Annotated in this window: 16 protein-coding genes and 1 pseudogene; 8 read left to right on the top strand and 9 right to left on the bottom strand. The window is 62.4% G+C overall.

Translation table 11 applies throughout. The annotated features are described in order from the left end of the window. Positions 1 to 126 precede the first annotated feature (126 nt). The 5 genes and pseudogenes from AB4Z53_RS01910 (at position 127) to AB4Z53_RS01890 (ending at position 5,623) form a co-directional block, all read left to right on the top strand. A pseudogene (locus tag AB4Z53_RS01910) lies at positions 127 to 1,118 on the top strand (MBL fold metallo-hydrolase). A 215-nt stretch (positions 1,119 to 1,333) separates the two neighbouring features. Continuing rightward, a complete protein-coding gene (gene guaB / locus AB4Z53_RS01905; RefSeq protein ID WP_113536334.1) occupies positions 1,334 to 2,836 on the top strand; it encodes an IMP dehydrogenase in 1,503 nt (500 codons plus the stop codon). A 149-nt stretch (positions 2,837 to 2,985) separates the two neighbouring features. Then, positions 2,986 to 3,402, top strand: a complete 417-nt coding sequence (locus AB4Z53_RS01900; protein ID WP_441594389.1) for an MAPEG family protein — start codon at positions 2,986 to 2,988, stop codon at positions 3,400 to 3,402. Between the two features lie 202 nt (positions 3,403 to 3,604). Beyond that, on the top strand, positions 3,605 to 4,633 hold the full coding sequence (gene adhP, locus AB4Z53_RS01895; RefSeq protein ID WP_441594387.1) for an alcohol dehydrogenase AdhP: 1,029 nt from the start codon (positions 3,605 to 3,607) through the stop codon (positions 4,631 to 4,633). A 114-nt stretch (positions 4,634 to 4,747) separates the two neighbouring features. Further along, positions 4,748 to 5,623, top strand: a complete 876-nt coding sequence (locus AB4Z53_RS01890) for a dienelactone hydrolase family protein (RefSeq protein ID WP_441594385.1) — start codon at positions 4,748 to 4,750, stop codon at positions 5,621 to 5,623. A gap of 12 nt (positions 5,624 to 5,635) precedes the next feature. Here AB4Z53_RS01890 and AB4Z53_RS01885 read toward each other — a convergent pair whose 3' ends face one another. Then, positions 5,636 to 6,547 (bottom strand): hydrogen peroxide-inducible genes activator, encoded by a 912-nt coding sequence (locus AB4Z53_RS01885; RefSeq protein WP_223726540.1) that lies wholly within the window; start codon positions 6,545 to 6,547, stop codon positions 5,636 to 5,638. Between the two features lie 196 nt (positions 6,548 to 6,743). Here AB4Z53_RS01885 and katA point away from each other — a divergent pair, with 196 nt between their 5' ends. Beyond that, the gene (katA, locus tag AB4Z53_RS01880; RefSeq protein WP_441594383.1) at positions 6,744 to 8,228 is read left to right on the top strand and encodes a catalase KatA; all 1,485 of its coding nucleotides are present in this window, start codon (positions 6,744 to 6,746) and stop codon (positions 8,226 to 8,228) included. An 82-nt stretch (positions 8,229 to 8,310) separates the two neighbouring features. Here katA and AB4Z53_RS01875 read toward each other — a convergent pair whose 3' ends face one another. Beyond that, positions 8,311 to 9,261 carry a LysR substrate-binding domain-containing protein gene (locus AB4Z53_RS01875; RefSeq protein WP_043618309.1) on the bottom strand — a complete coding sequence of 317 codons (951 nt, stop codon included), beginning with the start codon at positions 9,259 to 9,261 and terminating at the stop codon, positions 8,311 to 8,313. Between the two features lie 207 nt (positions 9,262 to 9,468). Here AB4Z53_RS01875 and AB4Z53_RS01870 point away from each other — a divergent pair, with 207 nt between their 5' ends. Next, the gene (locus AB4Z53_RS01870) at positions 9,469 to 9,765 is read left to right on the top strand and encodes a DUF1127 domain-containing protein (RefSeq protein ID WP_113536745.1); all 297 of its coding nucleotides are present in this window, start codon (positions 9,469 to 9,471) and stop codon (positions 9,763 to 9,765) included. 310 nt (positions 9,766 to 10,075) lie between these two features. On the opposite strand, the gene AB4Z53_RS01865 is transcribed toward AB4Z53_RS01870, so the two are convergent. The 6 genes from AB4Z53_RS01865 to AB4Z53_RS01840 all read right to left on the bottom strand — a co-directional run bounded on the left by AB4Z53_RS01865 (position 10,076) and on the right by AB4Z53_RS01840 (position 16,530). Further along, positions 10,076 to 10,906 carry a DUF937 domain-containing protein gene (locus AB4Z53_RS01865; protein ID WP_441594380.1) on the bottom strand — a complete coding sequence of 277 codons (831 nt, stop codon included), beginning with the start codon at positions 10,904 to 10,906 and terminating at the stop codon, positions 10,076 to 10,078. Positions 10,907 to 11,018: 112 nt separating this feature from the next. Further along, positions 11,019 to 12,392 carry a glutamate--cysteine ligase gene (locus AB4Z53_RS01860; RefSeq protein ID WP_441594378.1) on the bottom strand — a complete coding sequence of 458 codons (1,374 nt, stop codon included), beginning with the start codon at positions 12,390 to 12,392 and terminating at the stop codon, positions 11,019 to 11,021. A gap of 245 nt (positions 12,393 to 12,637) precedes the next feature. Continuing rightward, on the bottom strand, positions 12,638 to 13,375 hold the full coding sequence (locus tag AB4Z53_RS01855) for a 16S rRNA (uracil(1498)-N(3))-methyltransferase (RefSeq protein ID WP_441594376.1): 738 nt from the start codon (positions 13,373 to 13,375) through the stop codon (positions 12,638 to 12,640). A gap of 11 nt (positions 13,376 to 13,386) precedes the next feature. Beyond that, entirely contained in the window at positions 13,387 to 14,892 is a 1,506-nt protein-coding gene (locus AB4Z53_RS01850; protein WP_113536744.1) for an inorganic phosphate transporter, read from the bottom strand. Positions 14,893 to 15,028: 136 nt separating this feature from the next. Next, a complete protein-coding gene (locus tag AB4Z53_RS01845; protein WP_441594374.1) occupies positions 15,029 to 15,535 on the bottom strand; it encodes an NUDIX hydrolase in 507 nt (168 codons plus the stop codon). Positions 15,536 to 15,741: 206 nt separating this feature from the next. Beyond that, a complete protein-coding gene (locus tag AB4Z53_RS01840; protein WP_113536324.1) occupies positions 15,742 to 16,530 on the bottom strand; it encodes a FadR/GntR family transcriptional regulator in 789 nt (262 codons plus the stop codon). Between the two features lie 273 nt (positions 16,531 to 16,803). On the opposite strand from AB4Z53_RS01840, the gene AB4Z53_RS01835 reads away from it, so the two are divergent. After that, positions 16,804 to 18,078, top strand: coding sequence for a DUF3422 family protein (locus AB4Z53_RS01835; RefSeq protein ID WP_113536323.1), 1,275 nt, complete (start codon positions 16,804 to 16,806; stop codon positions 18,076 to 18,078). A gap of 139 nt (positions 18,079 to 18,217) precedes the next feature. Here the strand turns inward: AB4Z53_RS01835 and AB4Z53_RS01830 are convergent, their stop codons facing one another. Then, positions 18,218 to 19,114, bottom strand: coding sequence for a LysR family transcriptional regulator (locus AB4Z53_RS01830; RefSeq protein ID WP_223726550.1), 897 nt, complete (start codon positions 19,112 to 19,114; stop codon positions 18,218 to 18,220). Between the last annotated feature and the right edge of the window lie 75 nt (positions 19,115 to 19,189).

Genomic DNA, 19,189 nt, shown 5'->3' with positions numbered 1-19,189 from the left:
GGGGCGAAACCGGTGATTGCGGATCAAAAGCCTGTGATCCCGGCTGGCCTTTGCTGTCAAGACGCTACTTCTGGCCCAGTTGTCCATGGGGCAACGGGATTCAACAGGGCAACAAGGTGGGAATGGATGATGAGCGAGATGTCGATGAAGCGCAGGACCTTGATGGGGGCGGGAGCATTTGGCGTGCTGGCGGCGCCAACATTGATGACGGGCGTTGCGGTGGCTGAGGAAAAGGCGGAAAGACCGACATGAACGCTAGCCATCCCCCGATCCGATCCCTCAAACTTGGTGCTTTCAAGGTCGTTGTCGTCAATGACGGCACCCGCGTCACCGAGAAACCGCACGAGATCTACGGCACCAACCAGCCGCAGCAGGCGGTCGCGGAACTGCTGCAGCAGAACTTTCTGCCGACGGAGGCGCTGGTCAACAGTTTCTCGCCGGTGCTCGTTGATACCGGAACGAATGTCGTGCTCTTCGATACCGGCATGGGTGAGGGGGGCCGGCAAGCCGGCATGGGCCGCCTCGTCGAAGGCATGCGCGCCGCCGGTTATGCGCCGGAGCAGGTCTCTGTCGTCGTGGTGACCCATATGCATGGCGATCACATCGCCGGCCTCATGGAGGCCGGCAAGCCGGCTTTTGCCAATGCTCGCTACGTGATGGGCGAAGCCGAATACGCCTTCTGGAAGGATCCGGCGCGGGCCGGCACACCGGCGGAAAACGGCCACAAGGCAGTGCTGGAAAAGGTGGTGCCGCTGGCGGAAAAGACCACCTTCATCGGCGATGGCGCGGAGGTGGTCTCCGGCATCTCGGCCGTTGCCGCCTTTGGTCATTCGCCGGGTCATATGGTGTTCCGCCTCGATTCCGACGGCAAGGGCATGATGCTGACGGCCGATACCGCCAACCACTACGTGTTGTCGCTGCAGCGCCCCGATTGGGAAGTGCGCTTCGACATGGACAAGGCGAAGGCGGCCGAGACGCGCCGCAGGGTCTTCGACATGATCGCCAGCGACCGGCTGCCCTTCATTGGCTACCACATGCCGTTCCCCGCCGTCGGTTTCGTCGAGAAACAGGGCGAAGGCTATCGCTTCGTGCCCGTCAGCTATCAGCTCGATATCTGATCGGCAACCAGCCGGTTCAGGGGGCGTATCGCGCGAAAATGCTGCTCTGCAACAAATATCGGCCGAAGGCGGGACATTTCCCGGCTTTGGCTATTTTCATCCTGACATATCCGTGTTACGAGCCCTCGCCAACTTCCAAGACACGCTTTGAAGTCGCCCGGTGGACAAATCGCAGCCCGTCCCCGGGGATTTTCGCTATTTGAAGGGAATTGGCCATGGCGCGCATCATCGAAACGGCAACTGGTCTGGAGGCTTTGACCTTCGACGACGTTCTGCTCCTGCCCGGACATTCCGAAGTCATGCCGGGTCAGACCAACATCGCTACCACCATTGCGCAGGACATCGATCTCAACCTGCCGATCCTGTCTTCGGCCATGGACACGGTGACCGAAGGGCGTCTCGCGATCGCCATGGCTCAGGCCGGCGGCATCGGCGTCATCCACCGTAACCTGACGCCGGCCGAACAGGCCGAAGAGGTCCGTCAGGTCAAGAAGTTCGAAAGCGGCATGGTCGTCAATCCGGTGACGATCGGCCCCGAAGCCAAGCTCGCCGACGCGCTGGGCCTGATGAAGCAGCATGGCATTTCCGGCATCCCGGTCGTCGAAAACGGCGGTGCCGGTGGCCAGAAGCAGGGCCGCCTCGTCGGCATCCTCACCAACCGCGACGTCCGCTTCGCCTCGGATCCGAACCAGAAGATCCACGAGCTGATGACCCATGAGAACCTGGTCACGGTCAAGGAAAGCGTCGACCAGCAGGAAGCCAAGCGCCTGCTGCACGCCCATCGCATCGAAAAGCTGCTCGTCGTCGATGGCGACGGCCGTTGCGTCGGTCTCATCACCGTCAAGGATATCGAGAAAGCGCAGCTGAACCCGAACGCCTCGAAGGATGCCCAGGGTCGCCTTCGCGCCGCCGCCGCCATCTCGGTCGGCGATGACGGCTTTGAGCGTGCCGAGCGTCTGATCGATGCCGGCGTCGACCTGATCGTCGTCGATACTGCTCACGGCCATTCGCAGCGCGTGCTCGATGCCGTCGGTCGCGTCAAGAAACTCTCGAACTCGGTTCGCATCATGGCCGGCAACGTCGCCACCGGCGCAGGTACCAAGGCGCTGATCGATGCCGGTGCGGATGCGGTCAAGGTCGGCATTGGTCCGGGCTCGATCTGCACCACGCGCATCGTCGCCGGCGTCGGCGTGCCGCAGCTCGCTGCGATCATGGGCGCCGTCGAAGCCGCTCAGGCGGCCGGCATTCCCGTCATCGCCGATGGCGGTATCAAGTTCTCGGGCGACCTTGCCAAGGCGATCGCTGCCGGTGCTTCGGCCGTCATGATCGGTTCGCTGCTCGCCGGTACCGATGAAAGCCCGGGCGAGGTGTTCCTCTACCAGGGCCGCTCGTTCAAGGCCTATCGCGGCATGGGTTCCGTCGGCGCCATGGCCCGCGGCTCGGCTGACCGTTACTTCCAGGCGGAAGTGCGTGACACGCTGAAGCTGGTTCCGGAAGGCATCGAAGGCCAGGTTCCCTACAAGGGCCCGGTTGCAGGCGTGCTGCACCAGCTGGCCGGCGGCCTCAAGGCATCCATGGGCTATGTCGGCGGCCCGACGATCAAGGAATACCAGGAGCGCGCCCAGTTCGTGCGCATTTCCGGTGCCGGCCTTCGCGAAAGCCACGCCCATGACGTGACGATCACCCGCGAAAGCCCGAACTATCCCGGCGCGCACTGATCGTGATTGCATTCCAAAGGCGCCGCGTCATCGCGCGGCGCCTTTGGCTTTTCAAAGCAGGTGATTTTCAGCAAGTCTTAGAGAGTTGCAGCGACCCCGAAGCGTCATATAGGACGCGGCGCTGCAAGCATGTTTCAGGGAGTAGGCGTATGACGGGTTTTGAGATTTTCTGGCCGATCGTGGCCCATGTCTTCCTCGTCTTTTGCCTCTACGCACTGCTCTCCTTCCGCCGTGTGAGCCTCGTGCGCGCCGGCAAGGTGCATGCCGCCCAATTTCGCGAGAACCGCGATGAGCCGGGTGAAAGCCTGGTGGTAAAAAACAGCATCGCCAACCAGTTCGAGCTGCCGGTCCTGTTCTACGTCTGCTGCGTACTGCTCTACATCACCGAGGCCGACAACATCGTCTCGCTGGCTCTTGCCTGGCTCTTCGTCGTGCTGCGGTATGTGCACGCCTGCGTGCACGTCACCAGCAACCGCATCCGCTATCGCCGCCCGCTGTTCATGGGGGGCGTCGCGACGCTGTTTGCCATGTGGGTGTGGCTTGCCGTCTGGATGGCGATGAGCTGACCGCGGTCGAAGCGACCTTTTGCCGTTCATCCGAGCACACAGCACCCTGCTGCGTCGCTGACGTGGCTCAGATCTGAGACAGTTTGCGTCTCTGATTTCGCGCCTTGATGTGTATCAAGTACGCGCTGCGGCTTCCGCGTGTAGTCTGGCTGCCGTTGGCGTGACATCGCCGACCTAGGACGACAACGCATCGGAGGACGAGATGACCGCAACGATGAAAGCCGCCGTGGTTCGCGAATTCGGCAAGCCGCTGGGAATCGAGCATGTGCCGATACCGGAGCCAGGCCCCGGCCAGGTGCTGATCAAATACGAGGCGACGGGCGTCTGCCACACGGACCTGCACGCCGCCAACGGCGATTGGCCGGTGAAGCCGAAGCCGCCCTTTATTCCCGGACACGAAGGCGTCGGTTATGTCGCCAAACTCGGCAGCGGTGTAACGCGGCTGAAGGAAGGTGACCGCGTCGGCGTGCCGTGGCTGCACACGGCTTGCGGCGGCTGCACGCCGTGCCGCACCGGCTGGGAAACGCTTTGCGGCAGCCAGCAGAACACGGGCTATTCGGTCAACGGCACCTTTGCCCAATATGGCCTTGCCGATCCGAATTTCGTCGGCCGCCTGCCGGCAAAGCTCGAATTCGGAGCGGCCGCACCGATCCTTTGCGCCGGCGTCACCGTCTACAAGGGTCTGAAGGAAACAGAGGTGCGCCCCGGAGAATGGGCGCTGATCTCCGGCATCGGCGGCCTCGGCCACATGGCGGTGCAATATGCCAAGGCCATGGGCATGCATGTTGCCGCCGTCGATATCTTCCCGGACAAGCTGGAGCTTGCACGAAAGCTCGGCGCCGACGTCGTCGTCGACGCGCGTGACAAGGACGCGGTCGAACAGGTCCAGAAGGCGACCGGCGGTGTGCATGGCGCATTGGTCACGGCGGTGGCCCCCAAGGCGATGGAGCAGGCCTTCAACATGCTGCGCTCCAAGGGCACGATGGCGCTGGTCGGCTTGCCGCCCGGCCAGATGTGCCTGCCGATCTTTGATACCGTGCTGAAGCGCATCACCATCCGTGGTTCGATCGTCGGCACACGCCAGGATCTGGAGGAGTCGCTGGAGTTCGCCGGTGAAGGCAAGGTCGCCTCGCACTTCACCTGGGACAAGATCGAGAACATCAACGCGATCTTCAAGCGCATGGAGGAAGGCAAGATCGACGGCCGCATCGTGCTCGATCTCAACGGCTGACCGTCGTTCACGGCCAGTAACATAAGTTTGTCTGTTCGAGACCGCCCGCCGACCTATGCTGTCGCGGGCGGTTCTGTCTGCCGCCGCGGGACAACGGAACCGAAGGAGCCTGACATGCAGGAACCGACAATCACGCAGGCGATGATCGACGCCTACGACGAATACACGCATCTTACCCTCGATCGTCGTCGCTTCATGGAAAGGCTCACGGGCCTGGCGGGCTCCGCCGCCGCCGCCGCTGCGATCGCCCCGCTGCTTGCCGCCAACGGCGCCAAGGCCGAGATCATTGCCGCCACCGATGCCCGCGTGATGGGCGAGGAAATCTCCTACCCCGGCGCGAGCGGCGACATGAAGGGTTATCTCGTTCGCCCGGCGGAGATCAGCGGCAAGCTGCCTGCCGTCATCGTCATCCACGAGAACCGCGGGCTCAATCCGCATATTCGCGACGTGGCGCGGCGGATGGCGCTCGAAGGTTTCCTAGCGCTCGCACCGGATTTCTTGTCTCCTTCGGGCGGCACGCCGACGGACGAGGACAAGGCGCGTGAGATGATCGGTGCTCTGGATGCGGCGGCAACGACGGCGAATGCCGCGGCAACGGTCAGCTTCCTTGAAGGGCATCAGCAGTCGACCGGCAAGGTTGGCGCCATCGGCTTCTGCTGGGGCGGGGGACTTGTCAATCGGCTCGCTGTCGGTTCCCCGGATCTGAAGGCCGGCGTCGCCTATTATGGAGCGCAGCCGCCGGCGGCCGATGTGCCGAAAATCAAGGCCGCCCTGCTGTTGCATTATGCCGGGCTCGACGAGCGCATCAATGCCGGCATCGACGCTTACCGGAAGGCCCTCAAGGACAATGGCAAGGACGCAACCATCTACGTTTATGACGGAGTCAACCACGCCTTCAACAACGATACCTCGGCCGCGCGCTACGACAAGCCCGCTGCTGATCTTGCCTGGAGCCGGACGGTCGAATTCCTGAAGGCCAAGCTCGCCTGAGCGTGGTTCCGGTCAGGCGGCAGCCGCCTGGAGGATGTCGTCGGCGCAGCCGCTGATCGCCGCTGCGAGCGCTTCCATGTCGCGCTCGCGCGGGCTGCTGCGGCGCCAGACGAGGCCGATCTCGCGCGCCGGCTCGGGTGCAGCGAAGGGCACGATCCGGATCGAGTTGCGCGCCGCCTCGGTCGCGATCGCGATTTCGGGGATCAGCGTCATGCCCATGCCGTTGGCGACCATCTGCAGGAGCGTTGTCATCGAGGTGGCGCCGAACGAGACGAGGCGGCGCTTGCCGGCCGTGCTGCAGACGGCAAGTGCCTGATCGCGCAGGCAATGCCCCTCTTCGAGCAGGAGCAGCTGTTCGACATCCACCTGGTCTTCGGTCAGCGGCGACATCAGGATGTTTCGCTCGTCGTCCGCCATCGCCATGAAGAAACGATCGGAAAAGAGCGGCTTCGTCGAAAGCCCGTCAGTCTCGATCGGCAGTGCGGCAACGACGGCGTCGAGCAGGCCCTCGCCGAGGTCGGCGACCAGTCGCGACGTCACCGACTCTTTCAATTCGATCTCGATCGCCGGATAGACGCGGCGCAAGTGCGGCACCAGTCGCGGCACGAGATAGGGAGCAAGCGTCGGGATGACGCCGATGCGGATACGTCCTTCGAGTGTGCCGGAGCTGGCGCGGGCGCTCTGCTCCAGCATGTCCACTTCCGCGAGGATGGCCCGGGTGCGAGTCAGCACCTCTTCGCCCTTGCGGGTGAGGAAAACGCCGCTGCGGCTGCGCTCCACCAGCTTCACGCCCAGGTGGTTCTCCATTTCCATGATCTGGGCGGAGAGCGCCGGCTGGCTGACGTGGACGAGTTCGGCGGCCTTGCCGAAGTGGCGAGCAGAGGCAAGCGCCTCGAAATAGCGCATCTGTCTGAGTGTAAGCATGATAGGAAAATCCTATCGATTTTTAATTTATATGCAATTGGAGATTATCGAATGCCTGTGGGAAAACCGCCTTGCCAAAGCGTCCGGGCTTTGAGCGTCGCCCAAGTGGCGGCTGGCAGCCGCCCTGGCTGCCGTCGGGCAGGCGGTACAACCCTGCGCGATCTCCCGGGCGCGAACCCTTTGACAGGAGGACGCGATGTCAGATCGACCCATATTGACGACGAGCGCCGGAGCGCCGGTACCGGACAACCAGAATTCGCTGACGGCCGGTCCGCGCGGCGGCGTCATGATGCAGGACTACCAGCTTATCGAGAAGCTGTCGCATCAAAACCGCGAGCGCATTCCCGAGCGCGCCGTGCATGCCAAGGGCTGGGGCGCCTATGGCACCCTGAAGATCACGGGCGATATCTCGAAGTACACCAAGGCCAAGGTTCTGCAGCCGGGCGCTGAAACGCCGATGCTGGCGCGCTTCTCCACGGTTGCGGGTGAACTGGGCGCCGCTGACGCCGAACGCGACGTGCGTGGCTTCGCGCTGAAATTCTATACGCCCGAGGGCAATTGGGACCTCGTCGGCAACAACACGCCGATCTTCTTCATCCGCGATGCCTACAAGTTCCCGGACTTCATCCACACCCAGAAGCGCCATCCGAAAACCAACCTCCGTTCGGCGACCGCCATGTGGGATTTCTGGTCGCTGTCGCCGGAAAGCCTGCACCAGGTCACGATCCTGATGTCCGACCGCGGATGTCCGGTGTCGCCGCTGCACATGAACGGCTACGGCTCCCACACTTTCTCGTTCTGGAACGATGCCGGCGAACGTTATTGGGTGAAGTTCCACTTCAAGACCCAGCACGGCCACAAGTTCTACACCAATGCCGAGGCCGCGGACGTGATCGGCCGGACACGCGAAAGCTACCAGGAAGCGCTCTACGGCGCCATTGAAGAGGGCAACTATCCGCGCTGGACGCTTCAGGTGCAGATCATGCCGGAACTCGAGGCGGACAAGACCCCCTACAATCCCTTCGACGTCACCAAGGTCTGGCCGCATTTGGACTACCCGCCGATCGAGGTGGGCGTTCTGGAGCTCAATCGCAATCCGGAGAACTACTTCGCCGAGATCGAGAACGCCGCCTTCTCGCCGTCCAACATCGTACCCGGCATCGGCTTCTCGCCAGACAAGATGCTGCAGGCGCGCCTGTTCTCCTATGCCGATGCCCACCGCTATCGCCTCGGCACCCACTATGAGCACATCCCGGTCAATCGGCCGAAATGCCCGGTGCACCACTATCACCGCGATGGCCAGATGAACACGTTCGGCGGCATCCAGACCGGCAATCCGGATGCCTATTACGAGCCGAATTCGTTCAATGGCCCGGTCGAGCAACCGTCCGCGATGGAGCCGCCACTGCGCATCAGCGGCGACATGGCGCGCTACGACCACCGCGAAGGCAACGACGACTACAGCCAGCCGCGCGCGCTGTTCAATCTGTTTGATGCCGGCGAGAAGGCGCGGCTGTTTGCAAACATCGCCGCTGCCATGGGTGGCGTGCCTGGGCTGATCGTCGAACGTCAGCTTGCACATTTCAAGCGCGTTCATCCGGATTATGAAGCCGGCGTCCGCGCAGCGCTTCAGGCGGCACATGGCTACGAAGCGGAGACTGTCAACACCGCTGCCGAATAGGCAAGCGAGCGCTCGAATGGCCTCGGAAAAAGAAAAGGCCACGTACCTGTCTGTGCGTGGCCTTTTTGGTTTCTGCCGGCTCTTACCAGCCAGGCAGCATGTGGCTTTGCCTGAGACGCGGATAGCGCGGGAAGCCCTTGATGTCGGCCTCGAGGTCATCATTGGCGCTGATCGGCGTGATGTTGTCGAGGCAGGCGGTGATGTGGTTGCTGATCGCATTCGAAAGCGAGGGCGAGAGGCCTGGACGCTTCATGATGCCGATCTGCACCGGCGCGAGCGCCGGGAAGCCGTCGGCGAGCGTCAGCACCTTCATGCCCGGCCGCAATGCCGATTCCGGCAGGACCGATACCGCCATGCCCGCGAGTACCGCCGCGGCGACGACCGTCGACGACCAGCTGGTGAACAGGATCTGGTACTCCCGCCCGGTCGCATCGAGCGCTGCACAGGCGGCCTGGCGCCACAGACAGTCGCGGCGGCCGACCGCAAGCGGGATCGGTGCGTTCTCGGGCAACGGGTGGTTGATCGAGCTCACCCAGCAAAGCGGCTCGGTCCGCACCACGTCCGACGCGCGGGCACGCGGATTGTGCGTGACGAGCGCGATGTCGAGGTCGCCCTTGGCCATCTTTTCGGCGAGGTCCACGGAGGGCTCGCAGACGATGTAGAGCTCGACATTCGGATGGGTCTTGGCAAAACGCATGATGATCTCGGGCATGTAGCGGTCGGCGTAATCGTCGGGCGTGCCGATGCGCAGCGTTCCTTCGAGGCGGTTGTCGTCGAAGGAGGCAATCGCTTCGTTGTTGAGGCGGATCATCCGGCGGGCGAAATTCAGCAGTCGGTCGCCCTCGACGGTCAGCCGGTTGCCGCGGCCGTCTTTCATGAAGAGTGCTTTGCCGATGCGCTCCTCCAGGCGGCGCATCTGCATCGATACGGCGGATTGGGTCTTGAAGACCCGGTCGGCCGCCTTGGTGAAACTGCCCGTGTCGGCGATCGCGACAAAGGTCTGGAGCTGATCGATATCGAGCGGTGCGGACATGGCCGTGATGCATCCATAAGATTGTTTGATGAATATCATTAAAAACATTCGTTGGACTGATCAATAAGGATTTGCGATCAATCGGGGGCAAATTCATCGATCCCCCGCCGGCAATTTTGCCGGTGATTCCCAAATCTTTTGGCCCGCCCCTGCGTTTGACCTCCCCCGCAGGGGATGGGTCTCTTCGTGCCGAAAAAGGAGACCGTCATGCGCACGACACAGCACGTCCTCGATCTCGACCTCGTTGCAGGGAAGCAGTCCTATGCCCCCCGCACAGTCGGCGTCGTCGCCATGCTGACGTCCGTATGGCGCCAACTGAGAAACCGATACGCGATCAGCCGTCTGAACGACATGGATGACCGTCAGCTCCTGGACATGGGGCTGAAGCGAGAAGATGTGCGCGAGGCGATCACCTCGCCCTTCTTCGAAAATCCGGCCAGTTACCTGACGCGCGCTTCGCGAAACCGTGCGAGCCTCTTCTACAAGGGAACCCGCCACGACTGATTGTCCCCCATGGCGCATCCCGCCGCTTAGGGTGTGTGCCAGTCGAGCATGATCCGTGAAAGCCTGCCGCCGCCGCGGGTCATGCTCAGAATTCCAGAGTTTCGGTGCTGCTGGCCGTATTGTCCGCGCGCTCAAACGTTCCCCGCAGGGTAGAGCCAATAACCCTGCCGCTTGGCCCGGTGCATGACCAAGACATGTACCGGGCCTTTTTCTTTTCAGATGTGTATTCGGAAAGGCGCTCAAGCACTCGACGACGCAGCCACTTGCTGCGTCCGGCGGAGGTATGGAGTGTGTCGAGGGGAAGGGCGTTTCAGCTCTTTGTGCCGGGACCGGTCTTGTAGAGGTCGAACAGCGCCTCGACGTTCTTCTGGTATTCCTTTTGCATCTCCAGCCCGGTGTCGAACATGCTGTTCATCACCTGGGAGAACTGGGCAAGCGCCGGATTGTCGGCTGCCGGCTTCTGTGCGCCGGTGGCGCCCGCCTGCATCATGTCCTGAAACGCCTTGACGAACGGGTTGTCGGCAAAGACGTCGGCTGTCTTCGGCTTCTCTTCCTTCTTCGGGGCCATGCCGAAGAAACCCTGCATCGCCTGGGTGAAGGGATTGTCGAAGGGGTTGGGTTGCGGCTCCGGCTTCTTGGCAAAGCCTGCCGCTTCCATCCACTGCCGCATGGCTGTCGCCATCGGGTTGTTGGCAAAGGCATCGCCCGCGGCGGCGAACTGCCCGGTCGTTTGCTTGAACAGCCCACCCATCAGCGTGTCGGCCATGACCGGCAGCATCTGCTTGTAGATCTCCTGGCTGATGCCGGTGACCTGGGCGGCCTGGGCGGCGATCGCCCGCGACATTTCCTTCGAGCCGAACAACTGTCCGAGCACGCCGTTGCCGTCGACCATGCCTTGCGGTGTGAAGGCCTGGCTCATGTCTTCGAAATATTTGGCATAGTTGCCGCTACCGAGCGCCGTAAGCAGCGCGCCGAAATCATAAGGGTTGGCTGTGTTGCGCTTGAAGGCGGCCGAAAACGCCGGCAACAATGCCGCCGTCGCCTTCGTCATCTGCTCCTGGGCGATGCCGAATTGTTGAGCCATCAGTTCGATGGCTTTGCCATTTTGCGCCTGCGCGAACATGTCAAAAAGCGGTGCCATGCCAGTTCCCCTTCGGCATCTTGAATCGCGCCGCTGCAAACGGCGCATATCCTTGCACTATAACGGGAAATCGGGGTCTGGAAACCGCTTTTTGAAACGTGCTTTGTAAGCCCTAGTACTGGTATTCAGCAAAGACCGGCTCGACCGAGCCGTTCCAGCGGCCGTTGTAGAGCGCCAGCAGATCTTCGGCGAGCGTCGCCTTCTTGGCGAGCACTTCGTCGAGCGGTGCCAGGAACTGGCTTTCGTCGATACCGTCGCCGTTCAGCCGGTTGCGGCGCTTCAGGCCGCCACGCGAAATGGCGATCACCTCGCGGGCAATGTCGTAGAGGTTGCCGCTGCGGAACTTGGTCGCGAGCGCCTGCACGGGCACCGTGTCTCGCATGGCGGTCACTTCCTCAAGGGTCCAGTCGCGCGTCAGGGTCTCGGCGGCATCGAGCGCCTCGCGGTCGTAGAGCAGGCCGACCCAGAAGGCCGGCAGCGCGCAAATCCGCCGCCAGGGGCCGCCGTCGGCGCCGCGCATCTCAAGGAAGCGCTTGAGCCGGACGTCGGGGAACAGCGTCGAAAGATGGTTCGTCCAGTCACCCATGTTCGGCCGCCAGTCGGCGATCTCGCCCTTCAGCGCCCCGCCCATGAACTGGCGGAACGTGACGTGGGTACAGTCGTGATAGTGGCCGTCGCGCACGACGAAATACATCGGTACGTCCAGTGCCCATTCGACATAGTCGGCAAAGCAGAAATTCGGGCCGAAGGCGGACGGCAGCAGGCCGGCGCGCTGGTTGTCGGTATCGCGCCAGATGTCGCCGCGCCAGGAAAGCAGCCCGTTCGGCTTGCCGTCGGTGAACGGCGAACTGGCGAAGAGGGCGGTTGAGAGCGGTTGCAGCTTCAAGGAAACCTGCATCTTGCGGCGCATGTCCTCTTCCGAGGAGAAGTCGAGATTCACCTGGATCGTGCAGGTGCGATACATCATGTCGAGGCCCTTGGTGCCGACCTTGGGCATATAGCGGCTCATGATGCCATAACGCGATTTCGGCATGCGCGGCGTCTCGGCGAAGGTCCACTTCGGGCTGCCACCGATGCCGAGGAAACGGATGCCGAGCGGCTCGGCGACTTCGCGCAGAACCGCGAGGTGCTGGTTCGATTCCTTGCAGGTCTGGTGCAGGTTTTCGAGCGGCGCGCCGGAAAGTTCGAACTGGCCGCCCGGCTCCAGCGAGATCGCGCCATTGCCCGACTGCTCGGCGAGGCCGATGATGTTGCCTTCGTCGATGATCGGTTCCCAGCCGCTCTTGGCGGCCATGCCGTTCAGAAGCGCCTGGATGCTGGCCTCGCCGAAATAGGGGACGGGGCTGTTGTCCGCCTTAAAGAAGGCGAACTTTTCGTGCTCCGTGCCGATCCGGAACCGCTCCTCCGGTTTCGAACCTTCTGCCAGGTAGGCGGTCAGGTCAGCAACAGAGGTTACCGGCGTCTGGTCGGTGGTATCTCGGGCCATGAGCGTCTTCTTTTGTTTGGGCGGCTCCCACTGGATAGCGGGAGTTGATGAAGGCTGCTTGAACCGTAATCAGGTGCGGTGCAAGTCAATTTCTTTCAAGATCTCATCAAAAAAAGTAGGACGATTGCTTGCGCTGGAGCAAGCTCGTTGGAACTGGGTATCGTCGACCCAACTATGCCTTGTTGTCAGAGGTCCGCCCTGTTCTAGAGGAACGAGCGGCAACCGGATTTCCCGGGAGCGACCGGCTATCGCCAGTCGCCGACAGTGGCCTGGATGACCGCCATGGCGGCGACGGCCGCGGTATCAGCCCTTAGAATCCGCGGCCCGAGCGGAATGGCACTCACGAAATCGAGGCTGTGGAGCAGCGTCCGTTCGGCTTCCGAGAACCCGCCCTCCGGGCCGATCAACAGGGCGAGTTTCTTTTCCTTGATGCCGGAAAGGATCGGCAGCGGGTTCTGGCTGTCGCTGCCTTCGTCGCAAAAGATGATGCGGCGGTCGCTGGACCAGGTGGAAAGCACATCCTCAAGCCGACGCGGCTCTTCCACATCGGGAATACCCAGCACGCCACATTGTTCAGCGGCCTCGATGACGTTGGCGCGGACCCGTTCGATGCTGCCGAGCTTGCCCTGCACGTGCTGGGTCATCACCGGCTGCAGCAGGCCTGCACCCATTTCGACGGCCTTCTGCACGAGATAGTCGAGCCGCCCGACCTTGAGCGGTGCAAAGAGATAGACGAGATCGCAGGGTTCCGGCTGTGGGCGGGTCTGCTCGACCGATGTCAGCACCAGACGCTTTTTGCTGGCGAAGGAAAGTTCGGTGCGCCATTCGCCATCGCGTCCGTTGAAGGTGAGGATCGAGGAGCCTTCCTCATAGCGCAGCACATTGACCAGGTAGTTGAACTGTTCCTTCGTCGCCTCCTGGGTGGAGCCGGCGTTAAGAGCGTGCTCGACGAACAGTCGCTGCATGCGAAAATTGGCGCGCATATCGGGTGCTTTCACATGAAAATGCTGGAAAGGATAAAGTAAAGGACGGCCGATAGCGCGGCCGAGGCGGGAACGGTGATGACCCAGGCGGCGACGATCGTGAGGAAATGCGACCGGCGCACGAGGCGGCGGCGCCGGACTTCGGCAAAATTGGTCTCCGCCGAATCCATGAAATCGGTCTGCCCTGTCCGCTGACGGACATATTGCAGACGCCGCTTGGAGTTGCGGATATACCATTCACGGAAGAAGCCGACGCCGAAGACGGCACCGACAGCCGTGTGCGTCGAGCTGATCGGCAATCCGAGCGCCGATGCCAGGAGCACCGTGACGGCGGTGGCAAGCGCCACGCAGAAGGCGCGCATCGGGTTGAGCTTGGTGATTTCCTGGCCGACGACGCGGATGAGCTTCGGGCCATAGAGAAGCAGGCCGATCGAAATGCCGAGGGCGCCGATTGCAAGCTCCCACAAGGGCGCCGGTGATTTCTCCGTCGTGATGACGCCGTCGAGCGCCGAGACGATCGCCGATAGCGGGCCGATCGCGTTCGAGACGTCGTTGGCGCCGTGGGCGAAGGACAGCAGCGCAGCGGCCACGATCAGCGGCAACCGGAAAAGCTTGCGAAGGGACTGGTTGCGGTTGTCCAGTCCCTCAGACTGTTTGTAGATCCACGGCTTGGTCAGAAAATAGACGGCAGTGCCGATGATGACGCCGAGGCCAAGCCCCGTTGGCAGCGAGATTGGCACAACCTGGACCAGGGCGATCTCCGCGAGATATGCGGTGAAGCAGCCCGCGGTGACACTGAGAATGACCGGCATCCATCGCCTTGCGGCGGCGATCTTGTCCTCGCGATAGATGATGAATTCCTTGAGGAAGGCAAGAAAAGCGGCGGCAATTGCGCCGCCAAGCAGTGGCGAGACCGACCAGCTCAAGGTGATGCCGGCAAGGGACCACCATTGGACGCTGGAAAAGCCGGCCGCGGCAATGCCGGCGCCGACGATACCACCGATGATCGAGTGTGTGGTGGATACAGGCGCCCCCGAATAGGTGGCGATATTGATCCAGGCCGCAGCGGAAGCGAGCGCCGACATCATGATCCAGATGATCGCTTGTGGACCGAGTACGTCTTCGCCGTAGACGATGCCTGCTTCGATCGTCAGCGCGACCTCGCGCCCGGCCAGCATTGCGCCGGCGATTTCGAAGATGGCAGCGATGATGAGTGCCGTCGCCATCGACATCGCCTTGGCGCCGACGGCAGCGCCAACGTTGTTGGTCACGTCGTTCGCGCCGATGTTCATGGCCATGTAACCGGCGATGGCAGCGGCAGCGATGATGATTGGCGCAGTCGCGGAACTCGTCACGAAGCTCGCGGCAAAGGCCATGCTCAGAAGCAGAAAGAGACCGGCGAGCGCCGGCGCCGCCAGGCTACGGCGGACATGTCGCGACGCCTCTTCGGCAAGGCTGAGCTTGTCGAGATCTTTGTCGATCGTCTGTTTTGCGAGGCGTATGCGCGGCTGTGCCACTGCCTGGAACTCCATTGTCACCATGGCCACTAAGGCCACTGCAACATGCATTCAAGTGGATTTGATGGACATCGGTGCCGCGCGCGTCGGGAACTCGCGTTCAGGGGCATCGGATGGCCGGGGATGGCCCGAAAGGCTAGCCGTTCGCAGCTTTCGGCATCGGCACAGGCAGCGTCGCCATGCGTTCGCCGAAGGCGAGAATGAGATCCTTCAGCGACGGCTCTGCGACCCGAGAAGCCGCTTCCTTGTAGTCGACCCATTCGAGCTGCCTGCGACCTTCCTCGGGGAAGTGCTTGCAGAGATCGTCGACTTCCAGTGCGTGAACCTGCACCTTGACCGAGATCTTCAGGCCATGGTCCATGCGCTTCTGGTAAAGATAGTAGCCGGCCGTCGCCTTCTGCACCCGCCCCTTGACGCCGGCCTCTTCGTAGGCCTCGCGCTCTGCCACCTCGTGGGCGCGCTTGCCCTGCATTGGCCATCCCTTGGGAATGACCCAGCGACCGGTGTCGCGGCTGGTGATCATCAGGATTTCGAGAGCCTTGGTCTTCTTGCGGATCCGATAGCAGAGCGCGGCGTATTGCATGCGCGCCGGGCGGCGCAACATCAACTGGACATCGGATGCGAGTCTGTTCAAGAGGTTCAAGGTCGTCTGCGCTCCTCTCGGCGAATCAGTGTTTTTGTTTTCTGTCAAAGCCAGTATGGCAGCGTCCTGTTACGTGTAAACGTCGCCGCCGGCGGGCAGCCGGATATGCAGTCAGCTTTCCTCTGTACTGTGGTCCAGATACGACAGCATATGGTGTTTCCACGGCAGTTTATAAAGCGCCGGCAACTCGGCGTTGGTCAGATCCGTCAGCTCGCGCGATCGCGCTGCTGCAGACGCAGGCGGGCGATGCGGTTCCATTCGCCGGTGCGCTCGACTTCGCGCGTTGCGGCAGCGACAAAGTCGATATGGGTCTGCGATGCGGCCTTTGCCTTCGCCGGGTCCCGCGCCATGATCGCGTCGTAGATCGCCTCGTGCTGACCAAGCAGCCGGTCGCGCGCACCGGGCGCATCGAAGACCGAGTTGCGGTGGAAGAAGATGCCCTGTTGGAGCAGCCGATAACAGGCGCGCAGCGTGTGCATCAGGATGATGTTGTGGGCGCTTTCGCCAATTGCCTGGTGCAGCTCGATATCGGCTTCGAGCTCCGCGTCGAAGTCGCCGGCGGCGTGTGCCGTTCGCATGCGCTCGATGATCCTGGTCAGGATGTCCCGGTCGAAATCGGTGGCGCGGCTGGCGGCCAGTTCCGCGGTCAGCCCTTCGAGCTCGCGTCGGTATTCGAGGTAATCCTGCGTCGCCTTGTGATGACGGGCGATGAGATCGATCAGCGGCTTGGAGAAAATCTGCCCGACGACATCGGCGACGAAGGTGCCGCCACCGTGTCGGCTTTCGACGAGGCCGCGCCCTTCCAGTTCCTTGAGCGCCTCGCGCAGGATCGGCCTCGATACGTCGAATCGTTTGGAAAGCTCCCGTTCCCCAGGTAGCCGGTCGCCGTCGCGCAGTACGCCTTCGAGGATCAGCAGCTCGATCTGTTGCACGACTTCGTCCGCCGTGCGGCTGTGGCTGATGCGGGCGAAGAGGTCGATCTGGTCGTCAGTCACGTCTTGGTCTCCCGGATCACGATGATTTCCGGTCGCTTCGGCCAAAAAGATATCGTGATTCTGATAGGTTGGGGCGAAAAGGGGCGGCCAGTCGCGAAGGTTCCCTTGTCCCGCTCTGTGCCGCAATCTAGGCAGCTGGCGCCAAGTGGTCAATTTGCTTGTCCACTTTGGGCAGCTGACAAAAATCAAACTGCGTCAATGCGTCCTTTTTCTTTTGCTCGTTCGATTGATAAGAAAGTCGTGATGAACGCGTGAGGGGGACAAGAGCGCTTCATGGCAAAGGGTAGTTTTGCATTTCCGGTGGCGCCGATGCGCGCCTTGGCGTTGGGCGAGGTTCATTCTCGCCCCTATGCGCTGGTGACCACGCCGCGGGTGATCTTCCAGCTCGCCTTCCTGACGGATGGCGGCTCGATCGTCGATCACGCCGTGTTGTCGGAACTGTCGAGGGCACGGGGGATTGCGCCGCCGGGGCGCGACGCGAACCATCATGCGATGTCCTGGGGGCAGGGGACGTTGCGCTGGGAACGTCACACCGAGTTTTCGACCTACTTCTGGGATGCGCCGCCGCCGGAGCAGTTTGGTGGAGAGGTGCCGATCCATCCCTTCGGCGACGGCTTTTCGCCGCCGGGCTCGCTGATCTCGGGCATCCGCCTGGAAATCCGGCCGGACACGCCCGAAACCCGGGATGCGATCAAGCTCCTCGATCCGACGAGCCTCTGCTACAGCGAAACCAAGAACGGCCAGGCCGTGATCGTCACCGACTTCCGCCAGAACGGTGATGGGCTGACCCAGATCCTGGTGATCGACCGCGGCATGACCGAGGCGGGCACCGGCGCGCTGGTCCAGCGCCTGCTCGATATCGAGACCTACCGCACACTGGCGATGCTGGGCCTGCCGCTCGCCCAGTCGCTGTCGCCGGAGATCCGCCGGACCGAAGATGGTCTGACCGGAATTACCCAGCGCATGAAGGAAAATGTCCGCGAGGAGGCCGACGACATGTTGGCCGAGATCACCCGGCTCGCCGCTGATCTTGAGGCCGGTGCCGCGCTCAGTCTCTATCGCTTCGGCGCGAGCCGCGCCTATTACGGCATCGTGCAGGAGCGCATTCGCACGCTCTCCGAGACACCGCTGCCGGGCTACGAGACCATCGGCACCTTTCTCGAACGACGCCTGGCGCCGGCCATGCGCACCTGTCAGTCGGTCGAGGAGCGCCAGGCCAACCTGTCGCGCAAGCTCGCCCGTGCTACCGCTCTTCTGCGAAGCTGGGTCGATGTCGAACTTGAGCGGCAGAACAGCGCGCTGCTCAACTCTATGGACCGCCGCGCGAAGCTGCAGCTACGCCTGCAGCAGACCGTTGAAGGCCTGTCGGTCGCCGCCATCTCCTACTATGTCGTCGGGTTGTTCGGCTACCTCGCCAAGGCCGTCAGCCACGAACTCCCGATCGATCCGGGCCTGCTGACCGGCCTTGCCGTTCCCGTCGCCGTTGCCGGCGTCTGGCTGATCGTGCGCCGCATCCGCCGACATCACGAGGAAGCGGATCACAAGTAAGCAATTCCAGCAAAAGTGCGCAGCGGTTTTGCGTCCGGAATTGCGGGAAACAAGCAATTCCAGCAAAAGTGCGTAGCGGTTTTGCGTCCGCAATTGCGGGGGGAACAAAGAAGCGGAGGGCTTCCGCGAGGCGGCCCCTCTATTGCTCCCAGTAGGGGATCGGCCCGTAAAGTCCGGCGAGATAGTCGATGAAGAGTCGCACCTTGGCCGGCAGGAACTGGCGGCTCGGATAGACGGCCGAGAGCGTCAGCTGCTTGGAGCCCTCCCACTGCGGCAGCACCTGCATCAACTGGCCGCTGCGTAATTCCGGGCCGATATCCCAGGTGGAGCGGAGCGCAATGCCGGCACCGGCGATGACGGCGGCGCGTACGATTTCCGAGGAGTTGGTGACCAGCGGCCCCTCCGGGTGCCATACCAGGGCACCTTCCGGCCCTTCGAGCTTCCAGTTGTCGTTGTTGTGCGCCGGCAGGCAGAGGTGGTTGGCAAGATCGCCGATCTCCTTCGGCGCGCCGTTGCGAGCGATATAGTCCGGCGAGGCGCAGAGCAGCCGTCGCACGGGAGCGAGTTTCCGTGCGACGAGCGATGAGTCCACCAGTTCGCCGATCCTGACCGCCATGTCGAAGCCATCGGCGACGATATCCGTGAATTCGTCCGTCAGCACGATGTGCAGCTTGAGGTCCGGATGATCCTTCATGAATTTCGTCAGGTGCGGCGCGATGTGCATCCGGCCGAAGGAGGTCGGCGCCGAGATCCGAAGCACGCCGAGCGCATGCGACGAGCGACCGGAGGCATAGGCCTCGGCCTCCTCGATGCCCGAGAGGATGCCGAGCACTCGGTCGTAGAAACCCTGGCCGGCTTCGGTCAGCGAGATCTGCCGTGTCGTGCGCTGCAGCAGCCGTGTGCCCAGCCGATCTTCGAGCCTCTTGATCCGTTTCGAGATGACCGCTGGGGAAAAGCCGAGCACCCGTCCGGCAGCCGACATGCTGCCTGTGGAAACGACCCGTGCAAAAATCTCAAGATCGCCTAAATTTGTCATCAATCGTTGCCATTGTTTCCAAAACGGAAAAGCTCATAGCATTTGCGAGGGTTGTCTCCTAGTGGTAAAGAAAAT

This window comes from Ensifer sp. 2TAB8 (assembly GCF_052115125.1).
Classification (GTDB): domain Bacteria; phylum Pseudomonadota; class Alphaproteobacteria; order Rhizobiales; family Rhizobiaceae; genus Ensifer.
This window is presented reverse-complemented; position numbering and strand designations above follow the sequence as displayed.